At 32.4% G+C, this 14,047-nt stretch carries 9 protein-coding genes; 7 read left to right on the top strand and 2 right to left on the bottom strand.

Features of this window, described 5'->3' with window-relative positions; translation table 11 throughout:
* Nucleotides 1–58 precede the first annotated feature (58 nt).
* Nucleotides 59–2,857, top strand: a complete 2,799-nt coding sequence (gene infB / locus ACFO3U_RS04780) for a translation initiation factor IF-2 (protein WP_379738599.1) — start codon at nt 59–61, stop codon at nt 2,855–2,857.
* A 73-nt stretch (nt 2,858–2,930) separates the two neighbouring features.
* Here infB and ACFO3U_RS04775 read toward each other — a convergent pair whose 3' ends face one another.
* Both ACFO3U_RS04775 and ACFO3U_RS04770 read right to left on the bottom strand, forming a co-directional pair.
* Nucleotides 2,931–5,129 (bottom strand): TonB-dependent receptor plug domain-containing protein, encoded by a 2,199-nt coding sequence (locus tag ACFO3U_RS04775; protein ID WP_379738598.1) that lies wholly within the window; start codon nt 5,127–5,129, stop codon nt 2,931–2,933.
* Between the two features lie 3 nt (nt 5,130–5,132).
* Nucleotides 5,133–5,510 carry an SPOR domain-containing protein gene (locus ACFO3U_RS04770; RefSeq protein WP_379738597.1) on the bottom strand — a complete coding sequence of 126 codons (378 nt, stop codon included), beginning with the start codon at nt 5,508–5,510 and terminating at the stop codon, nt 5,133–5,135.
* A 216-nt stretch (nt 5,511–5,726) separates the two neighbouring features.
* Between ACFO3U_RS04770 and ACFO3U_RS04765 the strand changes: the two genes are divergently transcribed.
* Genes ACFO3U_RS04765 through ACFO3U_RS04740 form a run of 6 tightly spaced genes read left to right on the top strand, consistent with a single transcriptional unit; the run spans nt 5,727 to nt 14,031 of the window.
* Nucleotides 5,727–7,043 (top strand): c-type cytochrome, encoded by a 1,317-nt coding sequence (locus tag ACFO3U_RS04765; protein WP_379738596.1) that lies wholly within the window; start codon nt 5,727–5,729, stop codon nt 7,041–7,043.
* Between the two features lie 34 nt (nt 7,044–7,077).
* Nucleotides 7,078–10,146, top strand: a complete 3,069-nt coding sequence (locus ACFO3U_RS04760; protein WP_379738595.1) for a TAT-variant-translocated molybdopterin oxidoreductase — start codon at nt 7,078–7,080, stop codon at nt 10,144–10,146.
* Nucleotides 10,147–10,170: 24 nt separating this feature from the next.
* Nucleotides 10,171–11,577, top strand: coding sequence for an NrfD/PsrC family molybdoenzyme membrane anchor subunit (gene nrfD / locus ACFO3U_RS04755; RefSeq protein WP_379738594.1), 1,407 nt, complete (start codon nt 10,171–10,173; stop codon nt 11,575–11,577).
* Between the two features lie 7 nt (nt 11,578–11,584).
* Nucleotides 11,585–12,109, top strand: a complete 525-nt coding sequence (locus ACFO3U_RS04750) for a DUF3341 domain-containing protein (protein WP_379738593.1) — start codon at nt 11,585–11,587, stop codon at nt 12,107–12,109.
* Nucleotides 12,110–12,117: 8 nt separating this feature from the next.
* Nucleotides 12,118–12,663, top strand: a complete 546-nt coding sequence (locus ACFO3U_RS04745; RefSeq protein WP_379738592.1) for a c-type cytochrome — start codon at nt 12,118–12,120, stop codon at nt 12,661–12,663.
* Between the two features lie 30 nt (nt 12,664–12,693).
* Complete coding sequence (locus ACFO3U_RS04740) at nt 12,694–14,031, top strand: quinol:cytochrome C oxidoreductase (RefSeq protein WP_379738591.1); 1,338 nt, start codon at nt 12,694–12,696, stop codon at nt 14,029–14,031.
* The last annotated feature ends 16 nt before the right edge of the window (nt 14,032–14,047 follow it).

Genomic DNA, 14,047 nt, shown 5'->3' with positions numbered 1-14,047 from the left:
ATTAAAAAAAAGATTATATTTACAATAATATAGTTTAGAAGAAATAGTAAATTAATTTATGTCTGAAGAAAGAGCAATACGAATAAACAAAGTTTTAAGAGAATTAAATATTTCCTTAGAAAGAGCAGTGGACTACTTGAAAGAGAAGGATCATAACATTGATGCAAGTCCTAATGCAAAAATTTCTCAAGCGGAATATGATATTTTATGCGGTCAATTTTCTGCTGATAAAGGTAAGAAAGTTGCTTCTCTTGAAGTAGGTGAAGAAAAGCGTAAAGAAAAAGAAGCCCTTAAAAGGCAACTCGAAAAAGAACTTGAAGAAAAAAGATTGCAGGAAGAAAAGCAGAGACAAGAAGTTGTTAAAGCTAGAGCAGAACTTTCAGGACCAAAAACTATTGGAAAAATAGATTTAAATCCAAAAAAAGCAGACAAACCTCAAGAAAAAGCTGAAGCACCAAAAGCTGAAACTCCTAAAGAAGAAGTTGTTCCTCAAGCAAAGGAAACTCCTAAAGAAGAAGTTCAACCAGTTTCAGAGAAACCTAAATTGGAGAAAAAAACACCTCAAGCTGAAAAAACAGTGGAGGCTTCTAAAGAATCAGCAAAAGTATCAACTACTGATGAACCTGAAGAGGAGAAAGTTGAAACTCAATATCAAAAATTAGCTGGTGCAACTTTTACAGGTAAAACAATTGATTTGTCTCAATTTAACAAGCCTAAAAAGAAAGATCCTAAAAAAGAAGTTAAAAAAGCAGGTGATGTAAAAGCACCAGGAACTCCTGGAGCAAATAACAACAACGCTAACAAAAATAAACGTCGAAGAATTGCTAAACCAGGAACTCCTACACCAGGTGTTAATAATACTGGAGGAAAAAAGGAATTCGTCAGAGGTGGCGGTGGATTTAATAAAGGTGGTAAAAAGCCTGTTATTCAAAAAGTCGAGCCGACCGAAGAAGATGTTAAAAATCAAATTAAAGAAACGCTTGAAAGACTTCAAGGTAGAGGTAAAAGTGGTAAATCAAAAGCTGCCAAATACCGTAGAGATAAAAGAGACTCTCACCGTCAACGTTCTGAAGATGAACAACAAGCATTAGAAGAAGGAAGTAAAACAATCAAAGTAACAGAATTTGTTACTGTTGGTGAAGTTGCGACCATGATGGATGTGCCAATTACAAAAGTAATCGGAACTTGTATGACACTTGGAATCATGGTAACTCAAAACCAACGTTTAGATGCTGAAACTTTAACTATTGTTGCTGATGAATTTGGATATGAAGTTGAATTTATTTCTGCTGAAATTGAAGAAAACTTGGAAGTTGTTGAAGATAAACCAGAAGATTTAAAACCTCGTTCTCCAATTGTTACTGTAATGGGACACGTTGATCATGGTAAAACATCTTTGCTAGATTATATCCGTGAAGCAAATGTAATCGCTGGTGAATCAGGAGGAATTACACAACATATTGGAGCTTATGGAGTAACTTTAGAAGGTGGTCAAAAAATCGCTTTCTTAGATACACCTGGTCACGAAGCCTTTACAGCGATGCGTGCCCGTGGTGCTCAAATTACTGATATTGCAATTATTGTAATTGCTGCCGATGATGACATTATGCCTCAAACAAAAGAAGCAATTAGTCACGCTCAAGCAGCTGGTGTTCCAATGATTTTCGCTATTAACAAAATAGATAGAGAAGCAGCAAATCCAGAAAAAATTAAAGAAAAATTAGCAGGAATGAACTTGTTAGTTGAAGACTGGGGTGGAAAATACCAATCTCACGATATTTCAGCTAAAAAAGGAACTGGAGTAAAAGAATTACTTGAGAAAGTTTTACTTGAAGCTGAAGTTTTAGAATTAACAGCTAATCCAGATAAACCAGCAGTTGGTACTGTCGTTGAAGCTCAGTTAGATAAAGGTAGAGGATATGTTTCTACTATTTTAGTACAAGCAGGTACACTTCGTGTTGGAGATTATATTTTAGCAGGAAAAAATCATGGTAAAGTGAAAGCAATGCATGATGAAAGAGGTAATATAATTACTGAAGCTGGTCCATCAACTCCTGTTTCTATATTAGGTTTAGATGGAGCACCAACAGCAGGTGATAAGTTCAATGTATATGAAGACGAAAGAGAAGCAAAACAAATTGCAGCAAAACGTACTCAATTACAAAGAGAACAATCTGTTCGTACTCAAAAGCATATTACACTTGCCGAAATCGGTCGTCGTATCGCATTAGGTCAGTTTAAAGAATTGAATATAATCCTTAAAGGTGATGTGGATGGTTCTGTTGAAGCACTTTCTGATTCATTCTCTAAATTATCTACTGAAGAAATTCAAGTAAATATTATACATAAAGGAGTTGGAGCAATTACTGAATCTGATGTATTGTTAGCTTCTGCTTCTGATGCAATTATTATCGGATTTAATGTTCGTCCTCAAGGAAATGCCAAACAATTAGCTGAAAAAGAAGAAATAGATATCCGTAACTACTCAATCATTTATGATGCCATTGACGATTTGCGTGATGCGATGGAAGGAATGCTTTCTCCAGAATTAAAAGAAGAAGTTACTGGTACTGCAGAAATCAGAGAAATTTTCAAAGTTTCTAAAGTAGGAAGTATCGCTGGTTGTATGGTTACTGATGGCAAAGTATACAGAAATTCTAAAATTCGTCTTATTAGAGAAGGTGTTGTAATTTACACAGGTGAATTAGCTACCTTAAAACGTTTCAAAGATGATGTGAAAGAAGTTGCAAAAGGATATGATTGTGGTATGCAAATTAAAGGATATAACGATATTCAAGAATTAGATATCATTGAAGCTTTTCAAGAAGTTGAAGTTAAGAAGAAATTGAAAAAATAATTTCATCACAATAAATAAAAAATCCCAAGTTTATAGATAGCTTGGGATTTTTTTGTTTATTAAGTTTGGCTTTTTAGAAATCATATTTCAAACCACCATAAATATTTCTACCTGGAGCATTTATTCCTGAAGCAAAAACCCTATATTGAGTGTCTAAAATGTTTTCAATTCCAACAAATAATGTTGCTTTTGGTAATATAGTAAAAGCTGTTTTTAAATTATAAGTTTCCCAAGCTGGCATTCCACCTTTTGGAGCATATTGCTCATTGTCTTCACCATTTAAAAAATAATCTTCAATTGGTTTTTTACCATTGTACAATACATAAGCTTCTATTGTTCCCCATTTTTTTGTATAATTCAATCCTAGTTTTCCATAATAAGGAGGAATATGATCCAATGGAGTTCTGTTTTCTTCACTTGTAATACGACCTAAAGTGTAATTAAAATTAGCTAAATATTGCAAACTTGAAACTAAATACCCTTTAATATTTGTTGAAAAACCTGTTACAAAAGCTCTTCCTTTATTTTGATTGGCTAAAACCTGACTTTCACTTCCATTATAAATAATTGTAGATTGATTATTATACAAATAATCATCCGTAACAATTGCATCAATAAAACGAGTGAAATAATACGTGTTTTCAATTTGAAAACGTTTGTTGTTTGATTTTATAACCATTCCTAAATCAGTGGTGATTGTTTTTTCGGGTTTTAAATCTGCATTGGGAACAATTACAAAACCACCACCAGATTCAAATATTTTAGCTAAATCATCAATATTTGGAACTCTAAATCCTGTACTAATGTTTGTTTTTAAATCAATATTTTTTGAAGGTTTGTGAACCAATCCAACAGTTCCACTATAAGTAAAATTCTTTTGATTAATATCATTAAATGGAAGAGGAAAAAAAGAATCGTCAGAAATAGTGCTGTTTAAAATAGTGTAACCTGCTCTTGCACCAATGTTGAAATTATTTTTTTTGGAAAACTTAGAATTATAAGAAACGTATAAATCATTTCTCAACATATTATTTTTTCCATTTGGATAACGTGTATCTATTTTTTTAATTTCTCCAGTATTGATATTGTTAGAAAAAGCAGATGAATTTAGATTTTCTAAATAACTTTCAACTCCATAAAATAAATCACTTTTTGAAAATTCTTTATGCAAATCAACACTTATTGAGTACATGTTTACTTTTTCAGTTCTGTTTTGTAAGTTATAATTACCAAACCTTCTATTATGACGACTTTCTTCTATATTTTGATATGCAAAATCCACTTTTAAATCACTATTTAAAAAGACTTTTTGTTTAGTTAAACTATAAATAGCCAAAAGTCTTTTTTGTGGACCATAAAACCATTCAGCATTTTTTAAACCACTTGTTGAAGCATCGGTTAATCTATCATATCGAGGAATATCTGTACTGTTTGAAAATTGAAAATTTAGGTCATGTTCAAAACCTTTTTGACTCTTGTAAGCAAATTTTTGCATAAAATTATATTGCTTAAATCCAGATTGCTTTTGAGTATATTTATCTGAATTTTCAACTAAAACATCTGTTTCGTTTATTGTTTCAACATAAAATGGTCTTTCTCCAAAAAAATCTCCATTGTGATTTTTCTTTTCCCCCATTCTTAAATCTCCAAAATCATTATAGGAAAAGGAAGTCAATGAAGCCCAATTTTCTTTAGCATAATTAAAATCAAAATGCCCTGATTTTTCCTCATTAACTGAAGAATACCTTGTTGAAACTGTTCCGCTAATAATAGGTGTTTTTTCAGATAAAATTTTTGCTCTTTTAGTAGTCATATTGATTGTTCCTCCTAGAGCATCACTTCCAAAAAGTGTTGAAGTTGGTCCGTAAAAAACATCCACATTTTCTAGTAAATTTTCATCTACCGTAATTACATTTTGCAAATGACCAGACCTAAATATAAGGTTGTTCATCCTAATTCCATCCACTAATAACAAAACTCTACTAGCTTCAAAACCTCTAATAGTTGGACTTCCACCACCTTGTTGCGATTTTTGAACGGCTAAAGTACCTGAATTTGAAAGTAAGTCTGCAGTATTTTGAAAATTTTGAAACTCAATTTGCTTTAAATTTATAGTCTCTATTTGGGTTGGCAAAACTTCTTTATTTTTAGGAACTCTAATGGATGAAAGAACAACTTCTTCCAAATGATTTACGTTTGTTGTGTCCTTTTTAGTTTGTGAAAAAGAAATTGTACCTATAAATAGGAAAGCAAAAAAGAATAATATTCTCATGTTTTATTTGTTGGGTTTTATCAATAAAGCTAATGGATATTTCTTTTTTATTTCAAGTAAAGCGTTTTCAGCTTCAATTCTAGTTTTGAAACTTCCTACCCAAACCTTAAATGTTGGATTATTATAAATCATAGTACCATCAATTTCTTTAAAATGGCCTTTAAATTCATTTAAAGTTTTTAGAGCTTCATCTTTTTTGCCATTAAAAATTTGAATTTTGTACAAATCATTAATGGTAATTCCAGTATTAATTTTTCTTTTTTCTTTCAATAAAGCATCTATTTTTGGGTCTTGCTCAATGGTTTGAGAAAAAGTTTTATTTGATATAAAGCTGAATATCAGTGCTAAAAAAAGCATTTTATAAATTGTTAATTTCTTCATAATGAATATTGTTTAATGCAAAATTACATTTTAAATGGATTTGTCGAAGTTAATATTTTATTTAGAACAAATATAAATTACATTTTAAGGTAAAATTAAGGTTTTGATAATAATTCTATTATTGTATTTTTGTCGGAGTTTTAAAAAAGGTGTGGTATTTATCAAGCACATTTATATCTAAAACTATACCAATTATAGTCGATAATCATTTTAAATATGAAAAAGGTGGGTAACCATAAATCGTTTTCTAGGATTTTCTTCAGTTTAGCTTTAACGCTATCCTTATCATTAGTTTCTTATTCTCAAGATGCAGTTTCAGCTGAAGCACCAGTTGCTGACGCAGCACCTGCTGCTGGTGGTAATGCTGTAAAAGGAAAAGAATTATTTAATGCAAATTGTGCAGCTTGTCACAAATTAGATGCAAAATCTACGGGTCCAGCACTTCGTAATGTTGCAGATAAATATGACAAAGAGTGGATTTATAAATGGGTTCACAACAGTGCAGAATTAATTAAATCTGGTGATGCGCAAGCTGTAAAAGTGTTTGAAGAAAATAACAAAACACCAATGACAGCTTTTCCTCAATTATCAACTGCTGATATTGATGATATCTTAGCTTATACTTCTGAAGTTAAAGAAGAAGTTGTTGTTCCGGGTCCTGTCGAAGGAGGAAATACTAATTCAGGTTCAGGAATTTCTAACAATATTATTTTAGGAGCTTTAGCTTTGGTTTTGATGATGTTAGTTATTATGTTGTTCTTGGTAAGCAATGTGCTTAACAAAATAGCAAAAGCTAATGGTATTGAAGTAGCTCAAAAAGAAAAGTCGCTACCCTTATGGAAAGCGTTTGCTAAAAACCAATTCTTGTTAGTGGTTTCTGCAATCTTGTTCTTGTTGATAAGTGCTTACTTTATTTACGGATTTTTAATGCAAGTTGGTGTTGATCAAGGATACGAGCCAATTCAACCAATTCATTATTCTCATAAAATTCATGCTGGTGACAATGGTATTGATTGTAAATACTGTCACTCTGCTGCAAGAGTTAGTAAACATTCGAATATTCCTTCGTTGAATGTTTGTATGAATTGTCATAAAAATATTAGTGAGGTAGCTGAAACTACTGCAACTGAAGAGCATACAAAAGCTTTTTATGACGAACAAATCAATAAATTATATGCAGCTGTAGGTTGGGATAAAGCTACTCAATCATATACAGGAAAAACAAGTCCGGTTAAATGGGTTCGTATTCATAATTTACCTGATTTTGTTTATTTTAATCACTCTCAGCACGTTACTGTTGCTGGTGTTGAGTGTCAAACTTGTCACGGTCCTGTTCAGGAGATGGAGGTTATGAGTCAATTTGCTCCATTAACAATGGGATGGTGTATTAATTGTCACAGAGAAACAAATGTAAGAGTAGAAGACAACGAATACTACAAAAAAATACACGAAGAACTATCTAAAAAATATGGTGTAAGTCAATTGACAGCAGCTCAAATGGGTGGTTTAGAATGTGGTAAATGTCACTATTAATAAAAATAATTTAAGAAGCTAATATTTATATACAATGGCATCAAACAAAAAATACTGGAAAAGTGTTGAAGAGCTAGACGAAAACAGCTCTATTGTTGAGACGCTAAGAAGCAACGAGTTTGTGGAGCAAATTCCTGTTGATGAGTTTTTAGGAGATAAAGAAAATTTGTCTTCTTCATCAACTTCTCGTCGTGACTTTTTGAAATACGTTGGATTTAGTACTGCAGCTGCTTCATTAGCTGCTTGTGAAGGTCCAGTTGTAAAGTCAATTCCTTATGTACTTCAACCAGAGCAAATTATTCCAGGAGTTGCAGACTACTACGCAACAACTATTGCGGATGGTTTTGATTTTGCTAATATCTTAATCAAAACTCGTGAAGGTCGTCCTATTAAAGTTGAAAACAATAATTTAGAAGGAGCAAGATCTGGTGCAAATGCTAGAGTTCATGCTTCTGTTCTTTCATTATATGATAGTCTTCGTTTAAAACAGCCAAAGATTAATCAAAAAGATGCTGATTGGAGTCAAGTTAATGCTAAAATCAAATCAAGTCTTGAAGATGCGAAAGCCAAAGGAGAAAGTGTAGTAGTTTTAACAAACTCTACAGCAAGTCCTTCAACAGATGCTTTATTAGCTGATTTTATGGCTAAGTATCCTAACGCAAAACAAGTTGTTTATGATGCAGTTTCTGAATCTAATGCACTTGATGCTTTTCAAACAGTTTATGGTGTTAGAGGTTTAGCAAATTATGACTTTTCAAAATCAGATGTAATTGTTTCTATCGGTGCAGATTTCTTAGGAGATTGGCAAGGTGGTGGTTTTGATGCTAGTTATGCTAAAGGAAGAATTCCTAAAAACGGAAAAATGTCTAAGCACATCCAAATAGAGGCAAACATGTCTTTGGCTGGAGCAAAAGCTGACAAAAGAATTCCTTTAACTGTAGCGAATCAAAAACAAGCTTTAGTTAAAATATATAATTTAATTTCTGGAGCAACAGTTGGAACTCCAAAAATCGATAAATACGAAGCTGATGTTTTAAAAGCAGCTCAACAATTAAAAGCAGCAGGCACAAAAGGTGTTCTTGTTTGTGGAATTGATGATTATGATGCTCAAATGTTAACATTAGCGATTAATAATCAATTGTCTTCAGAAGCATTTAATACATCAAACGCAATATTAACTAGAAAAGGTAATGCGAAAGATGTTAATCAATTAGTTTCTGATTTAAAAGCAGGAAAAGTTCACACAATCTTAATGAGTGGTGTAAATCCTGTTTATACTTTACCAAATTCAAAAGAATTTGTTGAAGGTCTTAAGAAAACAAAATTATCTGTTGCATTTTCAATGAAAGAAGATGAGACAGCTTTAGTTTCAAATATAGCAGCTGCAACTCCACATTATTTAGAGTCTTGGGGAGATGTTACTTTAACAAGAGGAAATTATAGTATTCAACAACCAACTATTAATCCTTTATTTGATACAAAACAATTTCAAGAAGTATTGTTGTCTTTAACAGATAATACTACATCATATCATGATTATTTAAAATCATCTGCTTCAGCAAGTTTAAATGGTAAATCATGGAATAAGACAGTACATGATGGTTTTGCTACAACTGAAGTGGTTGAATTAACTGCAACTTCTGCTGATTATTCAGCTTCTGCAGTTAAGTTGGCTCAATCAAAATCTAATGGATTAGACTTAGTATTGTACACTAAAGTTGGTTTAGGTGATGGTCAACAAGCAAATAATCCTTGGTTACAAGAATTTCCAGATCCAATTACAAGAGTTTCATGGGATAACTATGTTACTATTTCTAAGAAAGATGCTGAAAAATATAAACTAGAGAATTGGAACGTTGCTAATGGTGGTCTTAACGGAAGTTATGCTGATATTAAAGTTGGAAATACCACTCTTAAAAATGTACCAGTAATTATTCAACCAGGTCAAGCTGTTGGAACTATTGGATTAGCATTTGGATATGGCAAAAAAGAATCAATGAAAGCAGAAATGCAAGTAGGTGTTAATGCTTATGAGTTATATGCTAATTTGAATTCTAACCAATCTGCAACAATTTCTAAAGCAAGTGGAGAACATGAATTTGCATGTGTTCAATTGCAAAAAACATTAATGGGTAGAGGTGATATTATCAAGGAAACTACATTAAGTACTTTTGTGAAAGAATATGAAAATTCTGAAGTTTGGAACCCAACTCCTATGGTTTCTTTAGATCATAAAGAAGTTCCTGCTAAGACAGTAGATTTATGGGAATCATTCGATAGAACAACAGGTCATCATTTTAATTTGTCAATTGATTTAAATGCTTGTACAGGTTGTGGAGCATGTGTTATTGCTTGTCATGCTGAAAACAATGTGCCAGTTGTAGGTAAATCTGAAGTTAGAAGAAGTAGAGATATGCATTGGTTGCGTATTGATAGATATTATTCTCACGAAGAAACTTTTGCTGGTGACGTTGAATTAAAAGAAAGTGCACATGGATTAACAAATGTTATTGGAACTTTAAGCGATATGGAAGATCCTTCAGAGAATCCACAAATTGCTTTCCAACCAATCATGTGTCAACACTGTAATCACGCTCCATGTGAAACAGTTTGTCCAGTTGCTGCAACTTCACACAGTAGACAAGGTCAAAACCATATGGCTTATAACAGATGTGTGGGTACTCGTTATTGTGCTAACAACTGTCCATATAAAGTGAGACGTTTCAACTGGTTCTTGTATAATAAAAACAGTGAGTTTGATTATCACATGAACAATGATTTAGGACGTATGGTTCTTAATCCAGATGTGAATGTTCGTTCTCGTGGAGTTATGGAAAAATGTTCTATGTGTATTCAAATGACACAAAAAACTATTCTTGATGCAAAACGTGATGGAAGAGAAATCAAAGACGGAGAATTCCAAACAGCTTGTTCTTCTGCTTGTTCAAGTGGAGCAATGGTTTTTGGAGACGTTAACGATAAAGAATCTCAAGTAGCTAAATTAGCAGAAGATAAAAGAATGTATCATTTACTAGAGCATATTGGAACTAAGCCAAATGTGTTTTATCATGTGAAGGTTACAAACGATAAAGAAAAAATTTAATTAACAGAAACAATATAAAGGATTATGTCGTCTCATTACGAAGCACCCATTAGAAGACCTTTAGTAGTAGGAAATAAATCTTACCACGATGTTACAGTAGATGTTGCTAGACCTGTTGAAGGTAGAGCAAATAAACAATGGTGGACAGTTTTTACAATCGCACTAGTTGCATTCCTTTGGGGATTAGGTTGTATGACTTACACTATAACTACAGGTATAGGTACTTGGGGATTAAACAAAACAATTGGTTGGGCATGGGATATCACTAACTTCGTTTGGTGGGTTGGTATCGGTCACGCTGGAACCTTAATTTCTGCTGTATTATTATTATTCCGTCAGAAATGGAGAATGGCAATTAACCGTTCTGCAGAAGCAATGACAATTTTCTCTGTAATGCAAGCAGGTTTATTCCCTATTATTCACATGGGTCGTCCATGGTTAGGATATTGGGTATTGCCTATTCCAAATCAATTTGGTTCATTATGGGTTAACTTTAACTCACCATTACTTTGGGACGTATTTGCAATTTCAACGTATCTTTCAGTATCATTAGTTTTTTGGTGGACTGGTTTACTACCTGATTTTGCTATGTTGAGAGATAGAGCTGTAACTCCTTTTACTAAAAAAATCTATTCAGTAGTTTCTTTTGGATGGAGTGGTAGAGCTAAAGATTGGCAACGTTTTGAAGAAGTTTCATTAGTATTAGCTGGTTTAGCTACTCCTCTTGTACTTTCTGTACATACGATTGTATCTTTTGACTTCGCAACTTCTGTAGTTCCAGGTTGGCACACAACTATCTTGCCTCCTTATTTCGTTGCAGGAGCAATTTTCTCAGGATTTGCCATGGTAAATACTTTGCTTATCATCATGAGGAAAGTATCAAACTTAGAAGAATACATCACAGTTCAGCATATAGAGTTAATGAACATTGTAATTATGATTACAGGTTCTATCGTTGGAACTGCATATATTACTGAATTATTTATCGCTTGGTATTCAGGTGTTGAATATGAGCAATATGCTTTTTTAAATAGAGCAACTGGACCTTACTGGTGGTCATACTGGTTAATGATGACTTGTAATGTATTCTCTCCACAGTTCATGTGGTCTAAAAAATTAAGAACAAGTATTACTTTCTCTTTTATAATTTCAATTGTTGTAAATATTGGAATGTGGTTTGAGCGTTTCGTAATTATCGTTACCTCATTACATAGAGATTATTTACCATCATCATGGACAATGTTCCAACCAACATTTGTTGATGCTGGTATTTTTATTGGAACTATTGGATTCTTCTTCGTATTATTTTTATTATATTCTAGAAGTTTCCCAGTAATTGCTCAAGCTGAAGTTAAGACTATTTTGAAAACTTCAGGAGATAATTTTAAAAGAGCAAGAGCACAACACGATCATAATTCAGATAATCATTAATAATATCATGAGTAATAAAGTTATACACGCTATATACAATGATGATGATGTATTATTAGATGCAGTTCACAAGACTAGATCTGCACATCATCACATAGAAGAGGTTTATACACCTTTTCCAGTCCATGGACTAGATAAAGCTATGGGATTAGCACCAACAAGAATTGCAATTGCATCGTTTCTTTATGGATTAGTTGGTTTATCTGTTGCAACTACCTTGATGAATTTTGTAATGATTCAAGATTGGCCACAAGATATTGGAGGTAAACCTAGTTTTAGTTACTTACAAAATATGCCAGCATTTGTGCCTATTATGTTTGAATTAACAGTGTTTTTTGCCGCTCACTTAATGGTTATTACTTTTTATATGAGAAGTAAATTATGGCCTTTTAAACAAGCAGAAAATCCTGATGTAAGAACAACTGATGATCACTTTTTAATGGAAGTTGGTGTTCATGGTAATGAAGAAGAATTGGTTTCTTTCTTTATGTCTACTGGAGCAGTTGAAGTTTTAGTAATAGAAAAGCATTAATACAAGATATGAAAAGCTTATATAAAATAGTAGCATTAGTAGGTTTGTCAATTGGAGCAGTTTCCTGCCACGATACAGCTAAGCCTAACTATCAATTTTTTCCAAATATGTATGAGTCGGTAGGTTATGAAACTTATTCAGAAAGTAATGCATTTAAAAATGGAAAAGAAGGTCAACTAGTTCCTGAAGGTGCTATAAAAAGAGGATTTGTTCCTTATGAAATTCCAAATACCACTGAAGGTTATGCTGAGGCTAAAGCTAATTTAAAATCTCCTTTAGATTCAATATCATCTAATTTAGAAAAAGGTAAGGAATTATATACTATTTATTGTGCCATTTGTCATGGAGATAAAGGTGATGGTAAAGGAAAACTTGTTGAAAGAGAAAAATTCCTTGGTGTGCCTAATTACAAAGACAGAGAAATTACAGAAGGTAGTATTTTTCACGTAGAAACTTACGGATTAAACGCAATGGGTTCACATGCAAATCAACTTACACAAGAGGAAAGATGGCAAGTAGCTGGTTATGTTTTAAAATTGAGATCAGAATTATAATTGTAAAACACTTTTTTGAAAATAAAAGATATGTACACTTTTTCAAGTAAATTAAAAACTTTTTCATTTATTCTTATTGCATTAGGAATATTAGGAATTGCTTATGGATTCTTATCTGTGCCAAAATCCGCTGAAGAGGTTGAAAAGATGTTGACCGAAAGCCATCATGATGGACACGGAGAAGCTTCTAAAGACGCTCATTCAACTCACGATGCACATGCAGCTCACGATGCAAAAGATGTTCATGCAGATGCGGAACATAAAGAACATGTAGAACATGTTTATCATCAATTGCAAAACAAACCATGGTCAGCATTTTATGTAGCATGTATTTTCTTTTTTCTTTTAACAATGGGTGTTTTGGCATTTTATGCTATTCAAATTGCTTCTCAAGCAGGTTGGTCTCCAGTATTGTTTAGAATTATGGAAGGAATAACAGGCTATCTGTTACCAGGTTCAATTATATTCTTCGCATTATTATTACTTTCAGGGTTTCACGTAAACCATCTTTTTGTGTGGATGGATCCAGAAGTTGTTAAAGAAGATCATTTAATTCAAGGAAAATCAGGATTTTTAAATGTTCCTTTCTTCTTGATAAGAGCTGTAATTTTTATTGGAGGTTGGAATTTATATAGACATTTTTCTAGAAAATTTTCTTTAGCTCAAGATGAGTCTAACGATGATAGTAATTACAAAAAATTATTCAAAGCTTCTGCAGCATTTTTAGTATTCTTTATTGTTACTGAATCTATTATGTCATGGGATTGGATTATGTCTGTTGATCCTCACTGGTATAGTACTTTATTTGGATGGTATGTTTTTGCAAGTTTCTTCGTAAGTGGAATTACTGTTTTAACAATGATCACTATATATTTAAAATCAATTGGTTTATTACCAGAAGTAAATAAAAGTCACTTGCAAGATTTAGCTAAATTCATGTTTGCATTTAGTATCTTTTGGACATATTTATGGTTCTCACAATTTATGTTGATTTGGTATGCAGATATTCCAGAAGAGGTAACATACTTTGTAACTAGAATTGAACATTACAACTTACCTTTCTTTGGTATGTTAGCTTTAAACTTCATTTTCCCTATTTTAATTCTCATGAATGCTGACTTTAAGCGTTTAACTTGGATTGTTATTGGTGCAGGTGCAGTAATATTATTTGGTCACTATTTAGATTTCTTTAATATGATTATGCCAGCTACTGTTGGAGATCAATGGTTTATTGGAGCATCAGAAATAGGATCAATATTTTTCTTTGCTGGGTTATTTATTTTAGTAGTATTTACAGCTTTAACAAAAGCTCCTCTAATTGCTAAGAAATACCCTTTGATGGAAGAAAGTAAACATTTTCATTATTAATATTTAAAGAGATAAA

Source organism: Flavobacterium ponti (genome assembly GCF_042652765.1).
Classification (GTDB): domain Bacteria; phylum Bacteroidota; class Bacteroidia; order Flavobacteriales; family Flavobacteriaceae; genus Flavobacterium; species Flavobacterium ponti.
The sequence above is the reverse complement of the archived record's forward strand: the minus strand, read 5'-3'. Positions and strand labels throughout refer to the sequence as shown.

Bases quoted from the DNA above. Each gene is read 5' to 3' on its own strand.
- infB (WP_379738599.1), top strand. From the start codon at position 59: ATGTCTGAAGAAAGAGCAATACGAATAAACAAAGTTTTAAGAGAATTA.
- ACFO3U_RS04775 (WP_379738598.1), bottom strand. From the start codon at position 5,129: ATGAGAATATTATTCTTTTTTGCTTTCCTATTTATAGGTACAATTTCT.
- ACFO3U_RS04770 (WP_379738597.1), bottom strand. From the start codon at position 5,510: ATGAAGAAATTAACAATTTATAAAATGCTTTTTTTAGCACTGATATTC.
- ACFO3U_RS04765 (WP_379738596.1), top strand. From the start codon at position 5,727: ATGAAAAAGGTGGGTAACCATAAATCGTTTTCTAGGATTTTCTTCAGT.
- ACFO3U_RS04760 (WP_379738595.1), top strand. From the start codon at position 7,078: ATGGCATCAAACAAAAAATACTGGAAAAGTGTTGAAGAGCTAGACGAA.
- nrfD (WP_379738594.1), top strand. From the start codon at position 10,171: ATGTCGTCTCATTACGAAGCACCCATTAGAAGACCTTTAGTAGTAGGA.
- ACFO3U_RS04750 (WP_379738593.1), top strand. From the start codon at position 11,585: ATGAGTAATAAAGTTATACACGCTATATACAATGATGATGATGTATTA.
- ACFO3U_RS04745 (WP_379738592.1), top strand. From the start codon at position 12,118: ATGAAAAGCTTATATAAAATAGTAGCATTAGTAGGTTTGTCAATTGGA.
- ACFO3U_RS04740 (WP_379738591.1), top strand. From the start codon at position 12,694: ATGTACACTTTTTCAAGTAAATTAAAAACTTTTTCATTTATTCTTATT.